Raw genomic sequence first — 24,476 nt, 5'->3', positions numbered from 1 at the left:
TTAATGAATATAATAGCGGTTGCAATAAATCATCATACTGCACCAATTGAATTAAGAGAAGCTTTATATCTTCAGAATAATGAAATCCGTGATTTCATAAGAGAATTTCAATCTCATCTTACGAGAGAGATTTGTATACTTTCAACCTGTAATCGAACTGAAATTTACTGCATTCCAAATTCTTTAGATCTGACCTACAAGGAAATTCAGAATTTCTTATTGCAGAAAAAATCAGTTCAAAATATTTCGCCATCAAATTTCAGAAATTATTTTAGCTGCGGTGCTGTTAATCATCTTTTTCATATTGCAGCGGGAATAGACTCGCTTGTAATTGGTGACCAACAAATTTTAGGACAGGTTAAAGATGCTTTCACAATTGCTGCCGAAGAAAATTCAATTGGGACTTATCTTCAAAAGGTTTTTCAATCAGCTTTGAAAGTTGGGAAAAGAGTCAAAACTGAAACTGATTTATTTGAAGGTCCTTCTTCTATAAGTGCCGCTGCAGTTCAACTTGCTGCGAAAATTTTTTCAGATTTAAAGAAGAAAAAAGTTTTGATTATTGGTGCAGGGGAAACGAGCAGATTAACAATTCAAAATTTGAAGCAGAAAGATGTAAAGAATATTACAATTACAAATAGAACATTATCGAGAGCGGAAAGTTTGGCTAATGAATTTAATGTTGCGGTCATTCCTTTTATTGAGTTTAAAGATGTGCTTCATGAATTTGACATCATAATTTCGGCAACAAGTTCACCTGAACCTCTTGTTTCAAAACCTGAAATAATTTCTGTTATGTCTAAAAGGAAAAATCAACCTTTATGTATTTTAGATATTGCAATTCCAAGAGATTTTGATCCTGCTGTTAAAGATATTGAAAATGTTTTTTACAATGATATTGATGCGCTTCAAGTAATTGTTAATCAGAATCTTGAAAGACGACAATCTCAAATTCCAAAGATTAAAAAAATAATAATGGAAGAGTTGATAGAGCTCTTCTCCTGGTACAATTCACTTCAGATTTCACCAATCATTCGAGCTTTACGAGAACAATTTGAACAGATTAGATCACAGGAATTTGAATTTTTCAAGAACAAATTTTTACCTGAGCAGCAACAAAATCTTGAGCTTTTAACAAAAAGAATTATTAATAAACTACTTCACAATCCCACAGTTTATTTGAGAAAATCTGCTGATACTCTTGATACTCAAGGTGACTTAAACTTGCGGCTTGAAATAATTAAAGAGATGTTCAACATCCAAAATCAAATCAAAAACAATGATGAATAAAATAATTATTGGAACTCGGGGAAGTGAACTTGCTCTCTGGCAGACCAACTTTGTAAGGGATTTGTTGCAAAAGTTTTTCCCCCAACTTGAAATTGAGATAAAAATTGTAAAAACCAAAGGCGACAAAATTTTAGATGTACCACTTTCCAAAATTGGTGATAAGGGCCTTTTCACCAAGGAACTTGAACTTAAATTAATTGAAGGTGAAATCGATATTGCTGTTCATAGTCTTAAAGATTTGGAAACAGAGATTGATAAAAGACTGACGATTGGAGCAGTTACAAAGCGGCATAATGTTAACGATGTCCTAATTGCAAAGAATAAAAATCTTTCATTGAAAAATTTAAAACCTGATGCAAAAATTGGGACGGGCTCATTAAGACGAAAAGCTCAGCTTCTTCATCTCAATCCAAATTTTCAGATCTTTGATTTAAGAGGGAATGTTCCAACTAGGATTCAAAAATTTCTTGATTCTGATTGGGATGCTATAATTCTTGCCAGAGCTGGAGTTGAAAGACTCGGACTTCAGAATTATATCTCGTCAATTATACCAAAGAATTTAATTCTTCCTGCTGTTGGCCAGGGAGCTCTTGCAGTTGAATGCAGAAAAGATGATCTAGAAATTTTGAGATTGCTGTCAAGAATTAATCATCAAAAGACAGAAATTGAAACTCGAGCTGAAAGATCATTCCTGAGAACTTTGGAAGGAGGTTGTCAGGTTCCAATTGCTTGTTTTGCAAAAATTCAAAAGGATTTATTGACGATAGAAGGAAAGATTTTAAGTCTTGATGGTTCTTTATGTTTTCATCACAAGATTTCTGGAAGTATCAAAAATCCAGAGAAACTCGGTGAAACACTTGCAAAAAAACTATTAAAAGCAGGTGCCCACGAAATAATAAGTGAAATTTATAAGAGATGAAAAGTTCGATCAATTCAAATTTAAAAATTGAGAAGCGTGATTTGATAATTGATACTGCAGCTCAGCTTTTCAGTGAGTATGGTTTTCATGAAGTTAATATGGAATTAGTTGCAAGAAAAGCTGGTATTGCGAAGGGCACCATTTATAATTATTTCAAATCGAAGGAAGAACTTTACTTTGCGATAAATGAATCAAGACTGACAAAATTAATTACCGAGCTTGAGAGAAAATTTAAAGAACAAATTTCGGTTCTTGATGATCTTAAAGGGTTTACAATTCATCTATTTATGTTCTTGCTCAAATACAAAGATTTCTTTTTAATCTTTCAGCGAACTCGATTAAAAAAACAACCTATAAAATCCAGAACACTTGAAGCAAATATCGCTAGACTGAAAGAAATGCTTTCTAACATTTTAAAAGAAGGCTGTGAAAAGAAAGTGTTTAAGGATCTGGATATTTGTTTTACTGCTGATTTAATTTTGGGAATAATTTATTCGGCGGTTCTGAGAAATCTTAATCGAGATATTCATGATGAACAGGTAATTAATGAGAGAGAAAAACTTTATGAATTTATCAAAGAGTCTGTCATAGCAAATATCTCATCAAATCCTCTGGATGGTAAAACCATCCTCATTACAAGGTCGCTGGGACAATCCGATGAAGACGCAGGCAAATTGAAAGAACTAGGTGCTGAGGTTATATTTTTGCCTACACTTAAAATTGTCCCTCCGACCTCCTGGATTGATTGTGATAATGCAATTAAAAAAATTAACGAATACGATTATGTTATCTTCACAAGTAAAAATACTGTTGATTGGTTTTTGAAAAGACTGGAAATTCATGATGAAGTTAATAGCTTGAATAACAAAAAAATTATCGTAATTGGAAGTAAAACAGAGGAAAAACTTTTAGAAAATGGCTTGAATGTATTCTTTAAACCAAAAAAATTTTCTAGCGAAGGACTTGTTGAAGAATTAAAGAATGTTTTAAAATCTGGAGATAAAGTTCTTCTTCCTCAATCAGAAATTGGGAATGATTTCATAAAAAGTGAACTGGAAAAAATCGGTATAGTTATCGACAGAGTTGCAGTTTATAATGTTGATATTCCAGAGCTTGAAGATGTCTCCGAACAAATAGAGCTATTGAATAAAAGAGAAGTTGATCTCTTTGTATTTACAAGTCCCTCAACATTTGATAATCTATTAAAACTTTTAAAAATCGATTCACCTTTACAATTTTTTAGAAATAAGATAATTGCTGTTATTGGTCCAACTACAAGGAAACATATTGAAAAATTTGGACTTACCGTTCACATTGAACCTGAAGTATCCACTTTTGAAGAATTATTGAAGTCTATCATAAAATATTTTGAGACAAAATGAATCATTTACAAAACGATTTAATTTTGAGAGCAGCAAAGAGACAGAAAGTAGAAAGAGTGCCAATCTGGATAATGCGTCAGGCTGGAAGATATCTTCCAGAATATAGAAAAGTAAGAGAAAAAGTTTCTTTTCTTGAATTATGTAAAACACCTGAACTTGCTGCCGAAGTTACAATCCAACCTGTTGATATAATTGGCGTTGATGCCGCAATAATTTTCTCAGACATTCTTGTTGTACCTGAAGCGATGGGTATGAAACTCTCAATTGATGAAGGTAAAGGTCCAATTATTCACGATCCTATTTCAGATTTAGACTCAATAAATAAACTAAGACACTTTGATCCCGAAGTTGAACTTAAGTATGTGCTGGATGCAATTAAACTGACAAAAAAAGAATTGAAAAATCGTGTTCCATTGATTGGATTTAGTGGTGCACCCTGGACACTTTTAACTTATATGGTTGAAGGCAAGACGAGTAAAAATTTCAGCAAGGTAAAAAGTTTTATTTTCAACAATCGTGAACTTGCACATCATGCTCTAAATCTTATAACAGATTGTGTGGTCGATTACTTGTTCGCTCAAATTAAGGCAGGTGCAGATTTGATTCAGATATTTGATTCGTGGGCTGGAGTTTTAGCTCCACATCATTTTGAAGAATTTTCATTCTACTATTTATCAAAGATTGTTGAAGAAATTAAACCGAAATATGATGTACCAATAATTCTTTTTGCTAAAGGTGCGAATCACTCAATTGAGAAATTAGCTTACTCTGGTTGTGATGTTGTCGGTTTGGATTGGACAATTGATATAAAATTTGCAAAGGAAAGAATTGGCAGCCTGGTTACTATTCAGGGCAATATGGATCCCGCAGTCCTGTATGGCAATCAACAGTTAATTTCCAGTGAAGCAGATAAAATTTTAAATGCCTTCTCTGATAATATCGGTTTGATCTTTAATCTTGGTCATGGTATTTATCCGGATATTGATCCAGAGAAATTAAAATTTCTTGTCAGCTACATAAAAGAAAAATCTTTTGAGCGAAGTGAAAAAGAGGTTTTAAAATGAATGTCAATCTTGATTTATTAAAAAAATATGATGTTCCTGGACCGCGATATACAAGTTATCCGCCAGCTCCACATTTCAATGAAAGCTTTACTGCCGATGATTTTGTGAAAGAAATTATCAAAACAAACTACGGAGAAAATCTCCCCGATCTTTCACTTTATTTCCATATTCCATATTGCGATACTCTTTGTTACTTCTGCGGCTGCAATATGATTGTAACTCGTAATCATGACAGAATGAAAGAATACATTAAATATTTGAAGAATGAAATTGATCTGCTCAGGCAATATCTTAATCCAGATCGAAAAGTTGCTCAACTTCACTGGGGTGGAGGAACACCAACTTCTTTAAATCCTGACGAAATTAATTCTCTTATAAGTTACATACGACAATCATTTGATTTCACAGAAAATGCAGAGCTTGGCTGTGAAATAGATCCGAGAGGTTTAACCAAAGAACATTTGATTGCTTTAAGAGAAGGTGGATTTAATCGAATTAGCATGGGAGTGCAGGACTTTAATGAAAAGGTCCAAAAGTATGTGAATAGAATTCAACCAGAGGAAATGACAAGACAGGTTGTAAATTGGGTTAGAGAGCTTGGATTCCAGAGCATTAATATTGATTTGATGTATGGTCTGCCATTTCAAACGATTGAAACTTTTGAAAAGACAATCGACAAAGTTCTGGAATTATCACCGGATAGACTCGCTGTTTTTAACTATGCTCATGTTCCGTGGATGAAAAAGCATCAAGCTCTTATTCATGAAGAAGATTTGCCAACACCTCAAGAAAAGTTAAACATTCTTAAAATGACAATTGAAAAACTAACTTGCAATGGATATGTCTTCATTGGAATGGATCATTTCGCAAAGCCAGAAGACGAGCTTGCAAAGGCTTTAAAGAGTAAACAACTCTATAGAAATTTTCAGGGTTATTCGACTCACGCTGGTTGTGATTTGTTTGCCTTTGGAATTACATCAATCAGCCAATTAAAAGATGTTTATGCGCAGAATTATAAAACTGAAAAAGAATACTTTGCCTCTATTGATAATGAAAGATTACCAGTATTCAAAGGTTATCGTTTGACGGAAGATGATCAAATCAGAAGAAAAGTAATTATGAATTTGATGTGCAATTTTGAATTGAACTTTGATGAGATTGAGAATGAATTTAAGATTAACTTTAAAGAATATTTTGAAAAATCACTTTCTCAATTAAAAGAAATGTCGGATGAAGGTCTTGTAATAATGAATAACAACGAAATTAAAATTACCGAGATGGGAAGGCTATTAATCAGAAACATCGCTATGAAGTTCGATGGATTTATCGAAAGACAGCAGGATAAAATGAAATACTCGAGGACTATTTAATGAACAAAAAATTCGCTGTTGTACTATTGAATTTAGGCGGACCAGACTCGCTCGATGCAGTTCAGCCTTTTCTTCAAAATTTATTCAGTGATCCGGATATTTTTAAAATTCCTCTTATACAGAAACCACTTGCAAAGTTGATTGCCAGCAAGAGAGCACCAAAAGTTATTGAAGAATATAAATTAATTGGAGGAAAATCTCCTATCGGTTACTGGACCGAAATTCAGAGAATAATGCTTGAAGAAAAATTAAACTCGAAAGAAGATCTTTTCGATGTGTTTGTAGCAATGAGATACTGGAAACCTTTTACAAAAGAAGTTGCCGAAAGAATTTCAAAAAATAACTATGAAAAAATTTTTCTTCTTCCCCTTTATCCGCAGTATTCAATATCAACAACAGGATCTTCTTTCAACGAGTGGAAGAGACATTTTAATGATAAAGATCGAAAAGTGATTTACATAGAAAATTATCATACAAATAAAAATTATTTAAATGCTGTAATTGAAAGGATCAATCAAGCTCTTGAAAATTTTGAAGACAAATCGAAAGTTTATCTTTTATTCAGTGCTCACGGTGTTCCAGTAAGTTATATTAAAAAAGGAGATCCTTATCAAAAGCAAATTGAAGAAACGGTTGAACTCGTAATTAAACAGGGGGAGTTTAATTTACCTTATTCGCTTGCCTATCAAAGCAAAGTTGGTCCGATGAAATGGCTTGAGCCTTCAACAGAAAAAGAAATTGAAAGATTGATCAAATCGGGTTACAAAAATTTACTAATCATTCCGATTGCCTTCGTTTCTGATCATATTGAAACCCTTTACGAACTCGATATTGAATACAGAAAAGTTGCGGAAGAAAATGGAGTTGAAAAATACATTGTTTCAAATGGATTAAATGATTCAGCTTTATTTATTGAAGCACTAAAGGAGGAAATATGGAAGAGATTGTAATTATTGGTGCAGGTATTACTGGACTTACAACAGCATACTGGTTAAAGAAAGAAGGTTTCAAAGTAAAAGTACTCGAAGCAAATGATGAAGTCGGCGGAAATATCAAAACAATCAGACATAGAGATTTTATCTTTGATACTGGACCAAATTCAGGATTAGAAACTACTCCATTAATTTCGCAGCTTGTTCAAGAATTAAATCTACAAGATCAGTTTGTTTACGCAGACAAATCAGCAAATAAAAGATACATTTTGCGAAATAATATTCTTCATCCACTCCCAATGAATCCAAAAGATTTCTTAAGTACAAAATTATTTTCAACTAAAGCAAAGTTGAGAGTAATGCTTGAACCTTTTATTGGGAAATCAAAAGATGGTTACTATCAAAGTTTAGCTGAATTTGTTAGAAGAAGATTGGGTCAGGAATTTCTGGATTATGCGATAAATCCATTTGTATCTGGAGTCTTTGCTGGTGACCCAGAAAATCTAAGTGTTAAATCTGCATTTCCAAAACTTTTCAGATTGGAAGAAGTTTACGGCGGACTTTTCAAAGGTATGATCAAAGGAGCAAAAGAGAGAAAGAAAAGAGCTGAAAAGTCTAAACAAAGTGCAGCAATGTTTTCTTTCAGAAATGGAATGTCAGTCCTTCCCCAAAAATTAGCTGAATACCTGAAGGATGAAATTTTTTTGAAACATTCTGTTAAAGAAATTCAGAAAGATGGAGATGATTATTTAATTTTTGTTGAGAACGAAGGTGAGAAAAAAACATTTCAAACTAAAAGTATTTTATTTACTATCCCTGCTTACACAACTGCAGAGCTTTTGAAAAATTTTGATGGTTATCTTTTCAATCAACTCTCAACCATTTATTACCCGCCAGTTCTTGTGTTAAATGTGATTTATGAAAAATCAAAAATAGGGCAACCGCTTGATGGATTTGGATTTTTAATTCCTGAAAAGGAAAAGAAATCATTTCTTGGTGCAATCTGGAACAGCGTCATTTTCCCCAATAGAGGAGATGAAAAATTTGCATCATTTACTATTTTCATTGGAGGTTCTCGTCAGTATAAAATTTTTGAAATTGGAATTGAAAATGTGATAGAAAAAGTTCTTTCTGAGTTTGAAGAGATAATGAAAATTAAAAGCAAACCAGAAAGCTTTGTTTATCGATTCTGGGAAAGAGCAATTCCACAATATTCAATCGGATACATTGAAAAGGAGAATGCAATTAATGAATTCGAAAGAAAATATAAAGGCATATTTTTAGGTGGAAATTATCGTGGTGGAATTTCAGTCGGCGATTGTATTAAAAATTCAAAAATTCATTTTGAAAGAATTTCTAACTTTGTAAGAAATAATTTATTCACTGAGTTTGAAAGAGAAATTAACTAAGAGGTTTAATATGAGACAATTTCCTCAAACAAGATTAAGAAGATTGAGATATAATCCTTTAATTCGAGATATGGTTCAAGAAACTGAATTAAGTGTGAAGGATTTTATTTATCCGTTGTTTGTTTGCCCTGGCGAAAAAATAAAAAAACCTGTTGGCTCAATGCCTGAAGTTTATCAAATGTCGATTGATGTTTTGGTAGAAGAATGTAAAGAAGTAGTTGATCTTGGGATTCCAGCTGTGATTTTGTTTGGGATTCCTTCGCACAAAGATGAAGTAGGAAGCGAAGCTTATGATGAAGAAGGAATAATTCAAAGAGCAGTGCGGCAAATTAAAAAGGAAGTGAAAGATCTCGTTGTAATTACTGATGTTTGTATGTGTGAATATACTTCACATGGACACTGTGGTGTATTAAGGGGCGATGAAATTTTAAATGATGAGACAAACGAATTGCTTGCAAAAGAAGCATTAACTCATGCAAAAGCTGGAGCTGATATTGTCGCTCCATCCGATATGATGGATGGCAGAGTTACAGCCATCCGAAAAATTTTAGACGAGAATGGTTTTCAAAATATTCCAATTATGTCTTATGCCGCAAAATACGCTTCAGGATTTTATGGACCATTTCGTGAAGCAGCAGAATCAACTCCCAAATTTGGTGATCGACGATCACACCAGATGAATCCAGCTAATGTCCTTGAAGCTTTATGGGAAGTCGAACTTGATATTCAAGAAGGTGCAGATATTGTTATGGTAAAACCTGCAGGTCCTTATTTAGATGTAATTTATCGCGTGAAAGAAAAATTTGGAATGCCAACCGCAGCATATCAGGTAAGCGGTGAGTATTCAATGATTAAAGCAGCAGCATTAAATAACTGGATTGATGGCGAAAGAGTTATGATGGAGTCTTTGACTTCAATTAAAAGAGCAGGCGCTGATTTAATTTTAACTTATTTTGCAAAAGAAGCAGCTAAAATCTTAAAGAAATAAAACAAGGGAGGATTTATGAAATACAGAAAATTAGGTAAAACAAATGTTGAAGTCTCTGAAATTAGTTTAGGCTGCTGGACAATGGGCGGATTAAACTGGGTTGATGGTGTACCAAATGGATGGGCAGATGTTGATGAAAACGAAGTTAGAGAAGCAATTTATTATGCACTCGATCATGGTGTTAATCATTTTGATAATGCTGATGTTTATGGTAATGGAAGAGCCGAAAGAATGTTAGCAAGAATTTTAGGTCCAAGAAATAAAGATGTAATTATCGCTACAAAAGTTGGTTGGTTCAAAGGAACTGCAGAACACGCTTATGAACCGCAGCACATTCGACATCAGTGTGAACAATCATTAATTAATTTGAAAAGAGATTACATTGATCTCTATTATTTCCATCATGGACATTTTGGTGATAATGATGAATATTTAGATGATGCAATTGATATGATGTATCGTTTAAGAGATGAAGGAAAAATTCGATTGATCGGACAATCAGCTTACAAGCATGAAGATTTTGTTAAATTAATACCCAAGGTCAAGCCTGATGTAATTCAAAGTTTTGCAAGTGCTCTTGACGATAGATTTATCAGAGAAGGAACACCAACACAAAAGTTATGTAAAGAAAATCAGATTTCGTTTATTGCGTTTGGTCCATTAGGGCAGGGAATTTTACTCGGAAAATATAGTAAAGATAATCCTCCACAGTTTCAGCCTGGTGATCACAGAGCAAATTCTCCAAGATTTAAACCAGATTATTTAGCAAAGGTTGAGCCAAAAATTGAAATGTTAAAGTCTAAATTTGGTTCAGATCTCGAATCTCTTGCAAGAGCTGCGCTTCAATATGTTCTTTATCATTCGACAGTGGCAGCTGTTATTCCAGGTTTCAGAAATTTAAAACAGGTAATGATTAATCTTTCTGCAATGGATAAACCTTTGACTGACGAGGAATTTAAATTTATTCAAGATGTCTTTGCAGATTTTCAATCTTATCAATGAGAAAACTTGCGCAGCAAGACCATTCGACATTAATAAATTTTGTTTTATGGATTTGATGAATTGAAAAATTGAGAAAGTGGTGATCTCAAATGTTTTGCAGATAGGATAAATACAAAACAGCTGAATCTTTAATTATAGACTGCGTATTGAACAGACAAACTAATATGATAAACAAATCAATAATGTGGATGATATGAATATTGAAAGAAGCAAATTGTTATTCGAAAGAGCAAAAAAGATTTTGCCGGGTGGTGTTAATTCACCAGTTCGTGCTTTTAAATCAGTTGGTGGAACACCCGTTTTTATTGAGAGAGGGGAAGGCTCAAAGATTTATGATGTTGATGGTAATGAGTACATTGATTACATAGGCAGTTGGGGACCACATCTTTTTGGACATAATCCGCCATTTATTAAAGAAGCTATTAAAGATGCTCTTGAAAAAGGAACAAGCTTTGGTATTCCAACTGAGCTTGAAATAAAAATTGCTGAATTAGTTAGAGAACTTGTTCCTTCGATTGAAATGATTCGATTTGTAAATAGTGGAAGTGAAGCGACAATGAGTGCTGTTCGTGTCGCAAGAGGATACACAAAGCGAGCTAAGATAATTAAATTCGAAGGCTGTTACCACGGACATGCTGATTTCTTTCTTATCAAGGCTGGGTCTGGTGCATTAACTTTTGGAGTACCAACAAGTCCAGGTGTAACCGAAGGAAATGCAAAAGATACTCTTGTCGCTGATTTTAATAAAATTGAGTCAGTTAAAAATCTAATCTCAAAAAATAAAAATGAGATTGCTGCAATAATTATTGAACCAATAGTTGGTAATATGGGAGTAGTTCCAGCGGAGAAAACTTTTTTAGAAGAACTCAGACAAATCTGTGATGAAGAAAAAATTGTTTTGATTTTTGATGAAGTGATGACAGGTTTTCGAGTTGCGAAAGGTGGTGCGCAGGAGTTGTATAATATTAATCCGGATTTGACAACATTTGGAAAAATAATTGGTGGTGGATTGCCAGTTGGTGCTTATGGTGGTAAAGAAGAAATAATGTCGTTGGTTGCACCGTCCGGTCCAGTATATCAAGCAGGAACATTGAGTGGAAATCCTCTTGCGATGTCAGCAGGTTTTGCTGCATTAAATTACATTAAAAATCATCCTGAAGTTTATGATGATCTTGAAATAAAGTCTAAAAAACTTGAAGAGGGAATGAAAAAAAATCTTCAAGAGATAGGGAAGAATTTTACTATTAATCGTGCTGGTTCGATGATGACACTGTTTTTTACTGAACGAGAAGTTAAATATTATGATGATGCGGTAAGTTCTGACACGAAATTGTTTGCTGAATATTTTCATCAAATGTTGAGGCGAGGAGTTTATTTACCTCCGGCACAGTTTGAAGCTTTCTTTGTATCAACAGCTCATACTGAAGATGATATAAATAAAACTCTCGATGCTCAGAGAGAAGCTTTTAAAGATTTATTTAAAATCTTGTAAAACCTTAGTCGATGTTTTATTTTTGCAACGCATTTGTTGTTTGAATTGAATTGATTTAAATGTTAGGAGAGGTGCAGGAGTGGCTTAACTGGCACGCCTGGAGAGCGTGTGTACCGTAAAACCGGTACCGTGGGTTCGAATCCCACCCTCTCCGCAAGGTTGGTGATTAAAAAGTTTGGCTCGCTATAGGCGATAACACGATAACCTATTTTAAGTAGAAAGTTGAATTTTTGCATTAACAATTAAAGTTCCAGCCGACAATTTTTATAAATTCCTTTATTTAATAATTGTCGCCCTCTGGGTGACAAATCTGCCCAGTGTATAAGCTTGGCGCCTGCTTCGATTACGCTAAGTAAAACAGAAAAATTTTTCAAATATTTATTTAATTGCGCACCAAAAAAATATTTTCATTTAAAGAAAATAAAATTTTTCTGCTTTGTCATTCTTATATGACCGAATCACGGAAATGCGTTACTCCTTCAGTCACGATTAGCAGGACTGCAGTCAGGTAAAAATTCATTTTCTCCAGACCCCCTTTTCTTTTTGTCTATTCACAATGTCCACATCGCGGGCAGAATCGATGTGAAGATTTTAATTTATTGTTTGACTTTAAATTAAAAATTTTATATCCTACAAATGTATGCAATTTTATTACTGTTTAAAATGAGTAGTAAAATTTTACTACAATGTCAAAAAAAATTTCAATAATCTTTAAAAACATTAAAAAGTATAGAGAAAATAAAGGCATTTCACAAGATAAGTTATCAAAACTTGCTGGCGTTACTTTACACACAATTACAAAGATTGAATTCGGGGCAACACCTAATCCAAGAATTGAGACAGTTAAAAAAATCGCCAAAGCATTGGGTATTAGCGTTGATAATTTGATAAAATAAGGTTATGACTAATAGAATTACAAAATTAAATTCAAATATTCAAGAAACAGTGATTAAAGAAAATCAGACATCTTTTGCTTTAAAAGTCGAGGAACAAAAAACCAACTATTTTTTAGATAAAATTTTAGATAAAGTAATTATTGGTGATTATTTAAAGGTAATGAAAAAATTGTCGTCTGAGTTTGTTGATCGTGCTTTTATTGACCCCCCGTATTTTTTACAGCTTCCACCTAAGAAATTGTTAAGATGGACGGGAAGCGTTTTGAATGGCATGAATGATCAATGGTATATGTTTAAGTATTTAGACGATCAAGATAATTTCACGAAAAATTATTTGACAGAAATTAAAAAATTAATTAAACCAAATACTACAATTTGGATAATAATATGGGCCTATCATAATATTTATAGAATTGGGAAAATAATATTAGATTTGAGATTTTGGATTTTGAATGATGTTATATGGTTTAAAACTAATCCAATGCCTAAATTACTGGGTGTTAGGTTCACAAATGTTATAAAAACATTACTTTGGGCAGTAAAAGAAAATAAGGTTAAAAATATACTATTAATAAAGAAATTGCGGGAAGTTTTTATGGTGGTAAATTAGGAATAAATGTTTGGCAAATACCACTTTGTTTAGGACAAGAAAGATTAATATATGAAATGGGAGAAAAAATACATTCAACGCAAAAAGCCGAGGAATTATTAAAATTAGTAATTTTAAGTTTTAAGAAATAAGGAGATATTATTTCGACTCTATGGCTGGAACTGGAACAACTGGTTTTATAGCTAAACAACTAAATCCTAAGTTTGTAATGATTAACATAAACAAAGATTATGTTGACGTCGTTATTAAAACATTCATTCTTAAATTTTATTTTTGTCAAAATCTTGGACTATTAGAGATTTTGTCAAATTTTAAACCTGAAACTTGAGTTATTGCTTAGGATATGATAACCCAAAATCCAAAAAATGCCACGAAACATATAGTTTTTTGGTATAATGAACACTATTTAAGGGTTATTCTAAAAACCTACTTTTTAATTAGGTTTCTGGAGCTTATGAAATACAGTCCAAAAAATCTTCAAATATCGTTTACGGGTAGGAACTTATCACACTTTGGAGGTCTACACCTTTTACGAAAATTAATTCAGAAACTTAACCTTCTATTCTTTTTATCTCATTATTTTCGATTTCCTCAAAGGAACAATCGCTACAGCATAGCAGAGGAGTTATTAGCCCTTCTTTATCCCATAATACTCGGACTTGGAAGAATAGAAACTTTCCATCTCATTAAACAAAATGTGGTATTCCAATACCTCACAGGATTGCCAGCTTATCCTAATCCTACAACATTAAGGCGTTTCCTTTTGCGTATAGTTCCCCTAGTACTCAGCAAATTAAGAAAGCCCCACGACAAGATATTTATGATAATGAATCAAAAACCCTACTCACTGATAAGGGTTAATTTCGATTTAAACTTTACAGTTCTTGTCCTTTATGGTAGACTGGAGTTTGCAAAAAAAGGATACAATCATATAAAGAAAAGCAGACCTTCTTATCATCCTCTGCTTTGTTTCAATGGTATAACCAAAGATTTTTGGTATGTTGAATTAAGACCAGGAGATGCTCATAGCTTTACAGGAGTTTTAGAGCTATTGGAGATCTGTTTTGCAAAACTTACATCATCTGTAAAAGTAAAAATCATCAGAGCGGATAAAGGTTTTTACGACCACAAAACTATAGAATATTTGGAATCAAAAAAGTATCTATTTGCTATAGTTGCAAAGATTATAAAACCTTTAAAGACAAGGCTTGCATCCCTGTCTGTTAGGAGATATACATCTGGATTAAAGGTTTCAGAGTTCATGTATCAACTTAATGGATGGAAAAAGCAATATCATTTTGTGGTTATAAGGCGATCTATTGCAGAGGAGAATTTAGACCAGTTAATTAATTTTACAATGGGCAAATATAATTATCATGTTATAGTCACAAACCTAAATCTCAAGCCACTGAATGTTTGGAAGTTTTACGATGGAAGGGTCGCAATAGAGCTTATCATCAAAGAACTAAGGGGAGATTATCCATTAGCGAAGATTCCGACAAAACACTTTGCAACTAACGAGGTATATTTTCATCTTCTTTTGGTTGCCTATAATTTTATAAATTGGTTCAAGCATCTCTGTATTCAACAGGAGTTCCAGAACATGGTGCTCAGGACACTAAGAACACGATTACTTTTTGTTCCTGGAGAATTGGTAAGAACTGATAACGAGACACTATTAAAATTCCCAGCTAATTTTTGGTATAAAGATAAAATAGGGTATGCACTTAAACAAATAGAGAAGCTAAAATATGAGATTTTCACGCATGATTCAGTTTAATATTCCAGAATTTTTGGAAAAACTAAACTATTACAACATATACAACATAGAATACGAGGAGGTGTATTGATGGAAAAGTCCAAGTCTTCTAAGCAGGCCAAAGGAAATTTGGTAACCTCCTCCGAGCGGATGGAGGAACCAAGAGTTGTTTGCTCAGAATGTGGGACGGAGAATGAAGAGGAGTCATCCTTTTGCGCTAATTGTGGTGTAGCCCTTTCGCCGGCGCGAAAGTGTCCGCAGTGTGATGCTCTAATTCTGCCGGGTGCCGATATTTGTGAAGCGTGCGGGGCATGGCTTCTGGAAGGCCAGTGCAAGTTCTGCTATGCACCTCTGGAGGAAGGGGCGAAGTTTTGCGCGGAATGTGGCAATCCCGCTGATGGCATACCGTGTCCCCAATGTGGTAACATGAGCTATTTTGATTTCTGTAAGCATTGTGGAATTCCGCTAACACCTCAGGCCCGTCAATCCATTGAGGATCTCAAGCGAACAATCGAAGCGCAAGGTCTTTTAGTACCAACCGAGCAAACAGCTACACTCTCCCGACCTTCCGAGGAAAGGATAGAGTTAATAAAGATGAAAGAATACCAGAACAAGGTTGAGAAATGGCAGCAGAAGAAGTCCGCTGAGCCCCTTTTTCATAAGGGGCGGGCGGATAAGCTCATTGACCAAGCCAAAGAGATACAAAGCCAGCAAACTCCATCGATCCAATCCGATGCTTTGGAGAAGCTTCAGCAACGCAACTTTAAGAACAACCAGGAGGCCAGACGTTTTTTTGGAGCTTTAAAGGTGATTTTGCCGACGATTAAGATTACCAGAAAACCAATTGGGTGGCTTTGTAAGGCCTACGATTGTTTGCATCCGGAGGGTCCGCAAGGTTGTGCGGACCCAGCTCCAGGCGGGGAGTGGATTTTTGAAACCGAAACAATATCTACTCTTGAGGAGGTTCAGATATGAGTGAAGAAAAGACGATCCATTCGGAAGAGGAAGGGATTATTTCTTCGGGGATGCAAGAGGCTACAGAGCGTGAAGCGGGCGGTGTTATTTCCTCTGGAGTTACGCTAGCGGAAAGTGAAGTGGTACTCAAGGGAAAGCGCTATAGGCTGATAGATAGGCTCGCTGCATCCGGTGAGGCCGAAACCTTCCTGGTAGAACATGCTGGCGATCGCTTTGTCCTGAAGATTTATTATCCAGCATTTCAGCCGAAGCACGAAATTGCCGAGTATATTCAAGGGATTCGGCATCCGGATATCGTTGCCCTGATTGACTGTGGATGGTATCAGGGCCGGTTCTATGAGGTCATGGAATACGCTGCCGGTGGAACTCTTTCTGAGGTGCTTCCCATCCGGGATCCTCAGAGGCTGAGGGAAATTGTGCGCGAGGTCGTCAATGCCCTCCATTTCTGTCATGAAAGAGGTGTCATTCATCGGGATATTAAACCGTCAAACATCTTTTTTAGGGATCGTGAACGTCGGGATATCGTCGTGGGCGATTTCGGGATCTCTTCAGTGTTGGAGGAGGGTTTTTCGAAGAAGCTGACTGGTCAGGCCCGTACCCTTGTATATGCGCCACCAGAGGTGTTTCAAAGTATTCGAGGAAAGACGGTTGTTGACAGATCTGTAGACTACTATGCCCTTGGCATAACTCTCATCCACCTATGGACGGGTCGTGAGCCGTTTGAGGGGTTAGGTGAGTATGGGACTATGCGCATGAAAATGGAGGGTCGGGTGGAGATACCTGAGGACCTCCCGCGGGAGTTTCAGACGCTCATCAAAGGACTCATCACCGTCAATCCGGCGCACCGCTGGGGATATGATGATGTTCAACGCTGGCTTCGCGGCGAAGAGGTTCCGGTCTACTCCGAAGTCCATAAAGAGTATCCACCGTTCGTCTTCTCGATGAAAGGGGGACAAGAGATTGTAGCGATAGATCCCGCAAGCCTGGCTGATTTGATGGAACGAGATCCCGAGCTTGGGAAACGTCACCTTTACAGGAAGGCCATTTCAAAATGGCTCGAACCCGTCAACCAGTTCCTTTATTCCGCTATAGAGACCATCGTAGAGGAGGAGTATCCGCGTGATCAGGAGGCAGGGTTGGTCAAAGCTATTTATATCCTGGACCCGAATCGCCCATTCCGAGGGGTAGATGGCGGTCAGTATGGGACGCCGGAAGAGATTGCATCCCACTTAGAGGAACATTTTCTCCACTATAAGAAAGAGCTCAAGCAGCCGACGGCCGCCCTGTACCTTTACCTAGAAGCGAGAGGGTATAAGCAAGAAGCTGACAAGTTCCGGAAGCTCTTTGCTGTACCGGACTCAACAAAATTGGCTCTCAATACTCTGATCCTCTCTCTGGAAGGGGGTGATATACTCAGAATAGGCTCGTATCGCTTTCAAAGGCCAGAAGAGCTTTTGGAAGTCGATGAGGCAGTAAAGCAACATCTGGTGGACGACCTTCGTGATCCTTATTCTAAGCTCTCACTGTGGCTTCAGCAGTTCCCTGAGTTAAAGGATAGCATCGAAAAATGGCGTTCGCTTAAACGCTTTGATATCACCACATTCCGTTATGCTATAAAGGGAGGATTTCTATGGCGGAGTACCTAATCCTCAAGGATGCTGGCGATTTAGAGCAGCTGCTTCGTGAAAACGCCCATAGGCTTTTGCAGCAGGACGTAAAAGAGCTAAATTACTGGCTCCGCTATTATGCGGACACCTCTTTGAATGAGCGGCTGTTAGAAGTAGCGGAGGGGCAGGGCACGAACAGTGAAGCCGTGTTGGCTTTGGCAACAGGTGTGCTCCACAACTTTGATGACATTAGATTAGACCCGTTTGCATCTCTGGAGCGCATACTGACGATAGTAGACACAAAGAAATTATGGGAGGATCAGAGCTTCATGGCAGGATTTGCAGAACAGGTGGCGTTGATGCTTACAGAATATGCTAAGCGTATTGAAGGAAGCGGAAACGTCGATGCCGTCATTGGCTATTTGCGGGAATTTCTGAGGGTTCTTAGGGCTACCTACGATAAACACAGTCAGATGTGGCAGCGCGTGATGTCTACCATCCCTTCGACGACCTTCGTTCCCTTAGCCCGGTTGGTCGCAAGTAATGACGGGGTTGCAGAATTTGGAGAACTTTATCAAGGGGTTCTCGCCATAGTTCGGTCGGTAGAGAATGGTGGTCCGTGGATGGAGAAGGTGGCAGAGGAAGAAAAAGCAATTAGGTCTAAGGCTCTTGAAGTGGAGCAACAGATAGATCAAGAACGGGAGCAGAAAAGAGCGGAGGTCGAGAAGGCATACGATCAGATGATTAAAGAAAAGCGTAAAGAAGTAAAGAAACAGAATAAAGAATTGCGAAATAAATCGATGTTGAGCTTTGCTTTTACTATTTATTTTATTTTTGTTTCGATCATGGCTAAAATTTACGGGTGGCCTGAGCAGTCTGGGTTCGACAAACATCCGGAGGCTTTTTTTGTTGTTGTTTTGATAGAGTTGCCATGGATATTGATAATGATGCCAAAGGTAATAGAATTAGCAGTAGAATTAGCAGGGTGGTTAGGTGCAATTTTTGGTTTTTTATTAAGCGTTTTGATTATATATTTAGTTATTTACTCTGCTCCGGTTTTATCTTTGATTGGAGCCGGTGTAACGGTGTACTATTGGAGGACTTATAGAAATAAATTACTCGAGGCTGCTGGGTTAACGTCGGAAGAGGCAAGTGCTAGACAGTTGTCTCTCGATAGGATCGAGGAATACTATCGAGCGATGCGGAGGATGAGAATTGGTGAAATAGTGGTTGCGGCAATTCTTGTCACGAAAACATCTAAAACCAAACAGGAGGAATGAAGAAATGGCTAATCAGTGGGTTTACAAGGTTATTCCTCTCCCACGCAATGTTACAATTATGCGAAAGCTTTTCGAAGCTAGGTTACCGGAGGACATAACCGCAGGCTACGTGGAGAAGATCATCAATGATATGGCTCAACAGGGTTGGGAATTTTATCGTGCAGACGAGTGCACGATTGTGGAACGACCCGGTTGTCTTGGTTCATTACTAGGACGACGGGAAAGTGCCTATACTTATAACATGCTGGTCTTTCGTCGGCAAGCCAGCGCATAAGCTTGAGAGACCTTGTGGCCTGGTAGTTAAAAGGTCATCCCGGGATGAGTTTTAGCATATTGTAGAAGGAGGCATTGTTGGCATGTCCAACACGTGCTTGAAGTGCGCTACCAACAACCGGGATAGCGCAAAGTACTGCAAGCGCTGTGGGGAACGCCTTGCGAACCTCACAACAAGTCTAGCTATTGACGATCTCGTCGTCTCGGAGCAGGTAAAAGCGGAGCTCTTGGAGATTGTGCAACTTGCAGAAAGACAACAAGGGCAATCGGTGGGGCGGCCTAACTTCAATACTATCATCATAGGGGAGGCGGGAACAGGTAAGAACACAATTGTTGACTTCTTGACTGCAACCTTCATACGCTGCGGTCTTATCAAGGATGCGGTGACCGTTGAGGCTGCAGATTATCAGCAATTTAATAAGGACTTAGCGCAGAACTTTCAAAAGGCAAAAGGTAATTTGCTCTTTATCAATGATGTGCAAAAGCTCGTACCCGCAGGTTACTCCAGCACTGTAGATCCCCTCGACAAACTGCTTGTGGAGATAAAGAAGTCGTTAGACGACCCCATCGTAATTCTGGCAGGTTTGTACAAGGGCTTTGAGGAGTACTTGAAGAACAACCCGAATGTTAAGGGGCTTTTCGCTTATACCCTGAGGCTCACGAGACTGAATCATGATCAATTGTTGACCATTGCTGAGAAGAAGTTGAACGCCTGGGGATTGTATCTTACAGACCAGGCTCGTGAAATGCTAAGAAAGCGTTTCCTGTGGCTCTACCGACACGCAGATGAGTCCTATGGGAATGGACATGTGGCCCAGAGCGAGGCAGACGGCATCAGAAAAAGATATCTACTCCGCAAGGGGGACGATGGACTTATCTTTCCAGAGGATATAAAGGGGCCAGTAACAGAGGTGAAGCCGGCTGAGGAGATTATGCGTGAACTGAACGAGCTTGTAGGGATGGATGAGGTCAAGAAAGAAATTGGCGATTTGATCAAAATGCTCGAAGTCCAGAAGAAGCGTGCGGATCTGTCAGGTCGCCCGTTCCTTCCTAATCTTCATATGGTGCTTACCGGGAATCCTGGCACGGGCAAGACTACGATCGCAAGAAAGTTAGGTGAGGTCCTGGCAGCCATAGGTTTATTGGACCGAGGACATGTGGTGGAAGTTGATCGTAAGAACCTTGTAGCTGGGTATGTGGGACAAACGGCACCCTTGACAAACGCGAAGATAGATGAGGCTTTAGGGGGTGTCCTCTTCATTGATGAAGCCTATACCATGAAGCAGGGGGATAATGATACATTTGGGCAGGAAGCAATTGATACACTCCTTAAACGAATGGAGGATGACCGGGGGAGATTGGTTGTGATTGCAGCAGGTTATCAGCAGGAAATGCAGAGATTTCTGGACTCAAATCCTGGACTTCGGTCTCGGTTCACACGGTTTTTCCACCTACCTGATTATAAGCCAGAGGAGCTTTTCTTGATTTTTGAAGGTATGGTGAGGGGTTACGGATACAAACTGGGACAATGTGCGGACGAGGAAGCCAAGAGAGTTTTATGGGAGATGTGGGAGAGACGCGATAGGAATTTCGCCAACGCTCGAGAGGTCAGAAATTTTGTTGAGGAATGTATCAAAGTCCAAAGCAGGCGAGTTACGGCAGAGCCTCCAGAGGATCCAGAGGAATGGTCGTTGATTTTGCCTGATGATGTCCGAAAAGCTTATCACGGCGAGGAGAGACGTCTTTCCTTGCAGGAGGTTCTGGCAAAGCTCGATGGATTGGTTGGTTTACAACGGATCAAAGAAGAGTTAAGGAAACTGGCGGCTTACCTGGAGGTGGAGCGAGTACGGGCAGCGACAGGAGTTGGGCAGACGCCTTTGAATTTACATTTTGTATTTCGTGGGAATCCGGGCACCGGTAAGACGACGGTAGCTCGTATTCTGGGGGAGATTTTCCAGGCTCTTGGACTTCTGCGGCGAGGGCACATCGTGGAGGTCGACCGGAAAGACCTCGTAGCAGAGTATGTGGGGCAGACGGCACCCAAGACAAATGCTGTTATCAACAGGGCTATGGGAGGAATCCTGTTTATTGACGAAGCCTATACCCTGGCATACGACTCTTTTGGCCGTGAAGCAATTGATACGCTTCTCAAGCGTATGGAAGACGATAGGGGCAAGTTTGGGGTTATTGTGGCGGGCTACCCCAATGAAATGCAGAGGTTTTTGGACACTAACCCGGGACTGGCCTCACGCTTTACCCGCTACGTCGACTTTGAGGACTATATGCCCGAAGAATTGAAAGCGATATTTATTTCGATGGTGTCGGCAAAGGCCATGCGCTTGGGACCTGATGCAGAAGAGAAGGTTCTTACGCTTATGGAGGATCTTTACCGCCGTCGGGACAAGAATTTCGCCAACGGTAGAACAGTCAGGAACATCTTTGAGCAGGTGCTTGTGTGTCAAGCGGAAAGAATCCAGCGTCTGCTGGCCGAAGGTACTACCCAACAAGAAGACCTCATTACAATCACTGTGGACGATATAGAGGAGGTGGCAAAATGATTAGCACCAGAGTTCTTAGAAGGAGCGACGGCAGACTTCTTGGAAGTCGGCGGGTTTGCCTTTTCTTCCCCGGCTTTTTGGCCGGCGGTTTCTCCAAATAAATATACACGGATGAACGAGATTATGCGCATCTTGATCAAGAACCAGTTACGTGCTTGTATATGCCGGCAGCAGATAGGTAATTAAGAAGATAAAATGGTTATGAAAGTTATAATCTAGGAAGGTGGCAGTAAAATGGATGACAAAGAATTGAAAGAACTCTTAAGAAAAATGGGTATTGAGGACACGGATGGTTCCTACCGTATCGATCCAGTGACTGGGGAGATAAAGAAAGTTGGATGGTTCACCGAATCGTATACAGGATACCGGATTGACAAGGATACTGGGGAGATAAAGAAAGTGGGCTGGTTTACCGAGTCGTATACAGGATACCGGATTGACAAGGAAACTGGGAAGATAAAGAAAATGGGCTGGTTCACCGACCATGACACGGGCGTCCGTGTTGAAAAAGAGTCTGGAAGGGTTGTAAAAGATGGCCCCTGTCTCATCGCAACTGCATGCGCTAAAGCAATGCACCTGCCTGATGATTGCATTGAACTGAAAGTGTTACGGGCTTTCCGGGATACTTATGTGCGAAACCTCTCTGATGGGGACGCTCTCATCCTGGAATATTACTCTATCGCGCCTCGTATTGTGAAAGCCATTGAGGGAGAAGCAAACGCGCACGAGATTTACGCACAACTCTACAAGCAACTGGTATTAAAGACGGTTGAACTTATCAGCGCAAGGAAATATGAAGAAGCTTTTGCCAACTGTTTTATGATTATTACAAACATGAAACGTAGATACCTTGAGTAAAACGGGTGGAAAACCACATGCTGATTTGCCCCAACTGTAAGTCAAAAATTGATGACGACTCCTGGTTCTGTGACCAGTGCGGACAGGAGTTGCAGTTCTGCCCTCAGTGTCGCAGACCCGGCCGGGGCCGATTTTGTACTTTTGATAGCAAAGAACTTGTTAAGGCTTCAAACCTGTTTAAGGACGGCGCTCCTGTTGCATCGGTACCTCCCCCTGAGCAGGCAAGCATTCGAACAACACAGGCGAAAGGACCAATCCTTCAGGTGGATTCACCAACCGTCGGGCTTCATCTCATTAATCGAAATCTTAACCTTGACATAGTCATCCAAAAAGGCGATGTGATCGGGAGAACGGAAGGGCGTTTTGCGGATGTGTTTTCACCCTTTAAGAAAATATCCCGTCAACATTGCAAGTTCACCTTCGACCCTCAGGTGGGTTGGATGGTAACAGATCTCGGTTCAACAAACGGAACCAAATATAATAATCAGGTGCTTGAGCCACACAAACCCCAGGTGTTGAAGGATAAATCCTTTCTTGTAATCGGCAACATTGAGTTCTACATTGAAATAAAAGATCACAAGCAAGACAAGACTGAGCGGGTGTGAAATCATGGAACTGCGCATTACGGCTTTAACCAATACCGGCCGGAGGGAAAGGAATGAGGATAGGATTCTGCTTGGGGAGGAAATCCTAGCAGAGGGACGGAAGGATCTGTCGATTCTACTGGATGGGGATGCCTGCTATCTCATTGCTCTGGCGGATGGTATGGGAGGATATAATGCCGGAGAGGTAGCAGCAGAGATGGTTCTAAAATTGATGGCCCGGGAAGTTCATAGTGTTCCTTCAGGACTTTCAGAATCCACATTATTAGAGCAGATTCGCTCATGGGCACAGAAGGTTCATGCACAGGTTTTAGAAGAATCACAGCGTAATCCCGACTTGGCAGGGATGGGAACGACGTTGGTGGCTCTGTTGCTTTATGGCGGACTTGCTTACTATTTCAATGCAGGAGATAGCCGGCTATATCGGCTGCGAGACGGATGTCTCGTTCAAATATCGCAGGATCACTCGGTAAAGGCAGTCACAGGTGTTCCATCGCATATGCTTTTAAATTCCTTTGGTGGGGGGAAGACAGTTTTCGTGGACTGTGCACACCTCAAATTATTAGATAGCGACGTGTTACTCTTATGCAGTGATGGATTAACGGATATGATAACAGACGATGAAATTGAAGCAATTCTAAATACTGCACAGGACCCTGCAAAAGAGCTGGTAGTGTCAGCCTTGAAACGAGGTGGACAAGATAATGTATCGGCTATTGTTATCCACATTTGCAGAACAATGAATAAGCATAGCGGATCTGAGATGGAGGGATAGCTATGGAGTTCCCGGATATCGTACCATACGAGTTTGCCGTTCTGATTGGTTGGCTTTTTGTTGTGTTACTTTATATGTTAGGCAGCAGAGTCTGACGACGCAGCTGTCTGTTTTGGAATGTTCCTGTTCACTCTGCTCGCTCCTTTTCTTCCTTCATGGGGACGACTATTATTTATGGCTCTCTTAGCCTTGATTTTTCTGCAAGGTTTTACGGCGCTGTTCATTGGAACAAGAGTGGCGGATGCGATGATTGGAAGCCTGGCAGCGGATCTGGTTCGTTTCATCGTGAGGCTCCTGTTCGCTCCGTTGACAGTAACTCGCAAATTGCTACAGTTCTTGCGAAAATGGATGATATGATAGGAAAAAGAGGTCAATTCTTTACAATTGACAAAAGAGAGTAAAAATGGTATAAAAACCTATGGCGAGGCCATTAAGGAT

The 24,476-nt window shown here is 38.6% G+C and carries 21 protein-coding genes, 1 tRNA gene and 1 pseudogene; all 23 read left to right on the top strand.

Annotated features, from left to right (window positions below):
• Positions 1-3 precede the first annotated feature (3 nt).
• Positions 4-1,287: a glutamyl-tRNA reductase gene (locus tag HPY57_01510; GenBank protein NPV10454.1), complete on the top strand. Its 1,284-nt coding sequence runs from the start codon at positions 4-6 to the stop codon at positions 1,285-1,287.
• The gene (gene hemC / locus HPY57_01505; protein ID NPV10453.1) at positions 1,277-2,206 is read left to right on the top strand and encodes a hydroxymethylbilane synthase; all 930 of its coding nucleotides are present in this window, start codon (positions 1,277-1,279) and stop codon (positions 2,204-2,206) included. Before HPY57_01510 ends, hemC begins: the two co-directional genes overlap by 11 nt.
• The gene (locus HPY57_01500) at positions 2,203-3,588 is read left to right on the top strand and encodes a TetR family transcriptional regulator (protein ID NPV10452.1); all 1,386 of its coding nucleotides are present in this window, start codon (positions 2,203-2,205) and stop codon (positions 3,586-3,588) included. Before hemC ends, HPY57_01500 begins: the two co-directional genes overlap by 4 nt.
• On the top strand, positions 3,585-4,652 hold the full coding sequence (hemE, locus tag HPY57_01495; protein NPV10451.1) for a uroporphyrinogen decarboxylase: 1,068 nt from the start codon (positions 3,585-3,587) through the stop codon (positions 4,650-4,652). The genes HPY57_01500 and hemE overlap by 4 nt, the downstream gene beginning before the upstream one ends.
• Positions 4,649-6,022, top strand: a complete 1,374-nt coding sequence (gene hemN / locus HPY57_01490; GenBank protein ID NPV10450.1) for an oxygen-independent coproporphyrinogen III oxidase — start codon at positions 4,649-4,651, stop codon at positions 6,020-6,022. The genes hemE and hemN overlap by 4 nt, the downstream gene beginning before the upstream one ends.
• On the top strand, positions 6,022-6,972 hold the full coding sequence (gene hemH / locus HPY57_01485) for a ferrochelatase (protein NPV10449.1): 951 nt from the start codon (positions 6,022-6,024) through the stop codon (positions 6,970-6,972). Before hemN ends, hemH begins: the two co-directional genes overlap by 1 nt.
• Entirely contained in the window at positions 6,957-8,363 is a 1,407-nt protein-coding gene (hemG, locus tag HPY57_01480) for a protoporphyrinogen oxidase (protein NPV10448.1), read from the top strand. Before hemH ends, hemG begins: the two co-directional genes overlap by 16 nt.
• A gap of 10 nt (positions 8,364-8,373) precedes the next feature.
• The gene (hemB, locus tag HPY57_01475) at positions 8,374-9,351 is read left to right on the top strand and encodes a porphobilinogen synthase (protein ID NPV10447.1); all 978 of its coding nucleotides are present in this window, start codon (positions 8,374-8,376) and stop codon (positions 9,349-9,351) included.
• A 15-nt stretch (positions 9,352-9,366) separates the two neighbouring features.
• Entirely contained in the window at positions 9,367-10,353 is a 987-nt protein-coding gene (locus HPY57_01470) for a hypothetical protein (protein NPV10446.1), read from the top strand.
• Positions 10,354-10,546: 193 nt separating this feature from the next.
• Positions 10,547-11,845, top strand: a complete 1,299-nt coding sequence (hemL, locus tag HPY57_01465) for a glutamate-1-semialdehyde 2,1-aminomutase (protein NPV10445.1) — start codon at positions 10,547-10,549, stop codon at positions 11,843-11,845.
• A 65-nt stretch (positions 11,846-11,910) separates the two neighbouring features.
• A tRNA-Ser gene (locus tag HPY57_01460) sits at positions 11,911-11,999 on the top strand.
• A gap of 532 nt (positions 12,000-12,531) precedes the next feature.
• Complete coding sequence (locus HPY57_01455) at positions 12,532-12,741, top strand: helix-turn-helix transcriptional regulator (GenBank protein ID NPV10444.1); 210 nt, start codon at positions 12,532-12,534, stop codon at positions 12,739-12,741.
• A 4-nt stretch (positions 12,742-12,745) separates the two neighbouring features.
• Positions 12,746-13,679 (top strand): annotated as a pseudogene (locus HPY57_01450) (site-specific DNA-methyltransferase).
• 126 nt (positions 13,680-13,805) lie between these two features.
• On the top strand, positions 13,806-15,131 hold the full coding sequence (locus HPY57_01445) for an IS1380 family transposase (protein ID NPV10443.1): 1,326 nt from the start codon (positions 13,806-13,808) through the stop codon (positions 15,129-15,131).
• A gap of 69 nt (positions 15,132-15,200) precedes the next feature.
• Positions 15,201-16,085: a zinc-ribbon domain-containing protein gene (locus HPY57_01440; protein ID NPV10442.1), complete on the top strand. Its 885-nt coding sequence runs from the start codon at positions 15,201-15,203 to the stop codon at positions 16,083-16,085.
• On the top strand, positions 16,082-17,731 hold the full coding sequence (locus tag HPY57_01435) for a protein kinase (protein NPV10441.1): 1,650 nt from the start codon (positions 16,082-16,084) through the stop codon (positions 17,729-17,731). The genes HPY57_01440 and HPY57_01435 overlap by 4 nt, the downstream gene beginning before the upstream one ends.
• A complete protein-coding gene (locus HPY57_01430; protein NPV10440.1) occupies positions 17,716-18,972 on the top strand; it encodes a hypothetical protein in 1,257 nt (418 codons plus the stop codon). The genes HPY57_01435 and HPY57_01430 overlap by 16 nt, the downstream gene beginning before the upstream one ends.
• Positions 18,973-18,976: 4 nt before the next feature.
• Positions 18,977-19,246, top strand: coding sequence for a hypothetical protein (locus HPY57_01425; GenBank protein NPV10439.1), 270 nt, complete (start codon positions 18,977-18,979; stop codon positions 19,244-19,246).
• 82 nt (positions 19,247-19,328) lie between these two features.
• Positions 19,329-21,803 carry an AAA family ATPase gene (locus tag HPY57_01420; protein ID NPV10438.1) on the top strand — a complete coding sequence of 825 codons (2,475 nt, stop codon included), beginning with the start codon at positions 19,329-19,331 and terminating at the stop codon, positions 21,801-21,803.
• A 234-nt stretch (positions 21,804-22,037) separates the two neighbouring features.
• The gene (locus HPY57_01415) at positions 22,038-22,661 is read left to right on the top strand and encodes a hypothetical protein (GenBank protein NPV10437.1); all 624 of its coding nucleotides are present in this window, start codon (positions 22,038-22,040) and stop codon (positions 22,659-22,661) included.
• 5 nt (positions 22,662-22,666) lie between these two features.
• Positions 22,667-23,266, top strand: a complete 600-nt coding sequence (locus tag HPY57_01410; protein ID NPV10436.1) for an FHA domain-containing protein — start codon at positions 22,667-22,669, stop codon at positions 23,264-23,266.
• A 4-nt stretch (positions 23,267-23,270) separates the two neighbouring features.
• Positions 23,271-24,038, top strand: coding sequence for a serine/threonine-protein phosphatase (locus tag HPY57_01405; protein NPV10435.1), 768 nt, complete (start codon positions 23,271-23,273; stop codon positions 24,036-24,038).
• Between the two features lie 155 nt (positions 24,039-24,193).
• A complete protein-coding gene (locus HPY57_01400; GenBank protein ID NPV10434.1) occupies positions 24,194-24,439 on the top strand; it encodes a hypothetical protein in 246 nt (81 codons plus the stop codon).
• Positions 24,440-24,476: the final 37 nt, after the last annotated feature.

This window comes from Ignavibacteria bacterium (genome assembly GCA_013177855.1).
Classification (GTDB): domain Bacteria; phylum Bacteroidota; class Ignavibacteria; order Ch128b; family Ch128b; genus Ch128b.
Note: the sequence above shows the minus strand (reverse complement) of the source record. Positions and strands in the feature narration are given on the sequence as shown.

Coding starts and splice junctions, on each gene's coding strand:
- HPY57_01510 (NPV10454.1), top strand. CDS start 4: ATGAATATAATAGCGGTTGCAATAAATCATCATACTGCACCAATTGAA.
- hemC (NPV10453.1), top strand. CDS start 1,277: ATGATGAATAAAATAATTATTGGAACTCGGGGAAGTGAACTTGCTCTC.
- HPY57_01500 (NPV10452.1), top strand. CDS start 2,203: ATGAAAAGTTCGATCAATTCAAATTTAAAAATTGAGAAGCGTGATTTG.
- hemE (NPV10451.1), top strand. CDS start 3,585: ATGAATCATTTACAAAACGATTTAATTTTGAGAGCAGCAAAGAGACAG.
- hemN (NPV10450.1), top strand. CDS start 4,649: ATGAATGTCAATCTTGATTTATTAAAAAAATATGATGTTCCTGGACCG.
- hemH (NPV10449.1), top strand. CDS start 6,022: ATGAACAAAAAATTCGCTGTTGTACTATTGAATTTAGGCGGACCAGAC.
- hemG (NPV10448.1), top strand. CDS start 6,957: ATGGAAGAGATTGTAATTATTGGTGCAGGTATTACTGGACTTACAACA.
- hemB (NPV10447.1), top strand. CDS start 8,374: ATGAGACAATTTCCTCAAACAAGATTAAGAAGATTGAGATATAATCCT.
- HPY57_01470 (NPV10446.1), top strand. CDS start 9,367: ATGAAATACAGAAAATTAGGTAAAACAAATGTTGAAGTCTCTGAAATT.
- hemL (NPV10445.1), top strand. CDS start 10,547: ATGAATATTGAAAGAAGCAAATTGTTATTCGAAAGAGCAAAAAAGATT.
- HPY57_01455 (NPV10444.1), top strand. CDS start 12,532: ATGTCAAAAAAAATTTCAATAATCTTTAAAAACATTAAAAAGTATAGA.
- HPY57_01445 (NPV10443.1), top strand. CDS start 13,806: ATGAAATACAGTCCAAAAAATCTTCAAATATCGTTTACGGGTAGGAAC.
- HPY57_01440 (NPV10442.1), top strand. CDS start 15,201: ATGGAAAAGTCCAAGTCTTCTAAGCAGGCCAAAGGAAATTTGGTAACC.
- HPY57_01435 (NPV10441.1), top strand. CDS start 16,082: ATGAGTGAAGAAAAGACGATCCATTCGGAAGAGGAAGGGATTATTTCT.
- HPY57_01430 (NPV10440.1), top strand. CDS start 17,716: ATGGCGGAGTACCTAATCCTCAAGGATGCTGGCGATTTAGAGCAGCTG.
- HPY57_01425 (NPV10439.1), top strand. CDS start 18,977: ATGGCTAATCAGTGGGTTTACAAGGTTATTCCTCTCCCACGCAATGTT.
- HPY57_01420 (NPV10438.1), top strand. CDS start 19,329: ATGTCCAACACGTGCTTGAAGTGCGCTACCAACAACCGGGATAGCGCA.
- HPY57_01415 (NPV10437.1), top strand. CDS start 22,038: ATGGATGACAAAGAATTGAAAGAACTCTTAAGAAAAATGGGTATTGAG.
- HPY57_01405 (NPV10435.1), top strand. CDS start 23,271: ATGGAACTGCGCATTACGGCTTTAACCAATACCGGCCGGAGGGAAAGG.
- HPY57_01400 (NPV10434.1), top strand. CDS start 24,194: ATGGGGACGACTATTATTTATGGCTCTCTTAGCCTTGATTTTTCTGCA.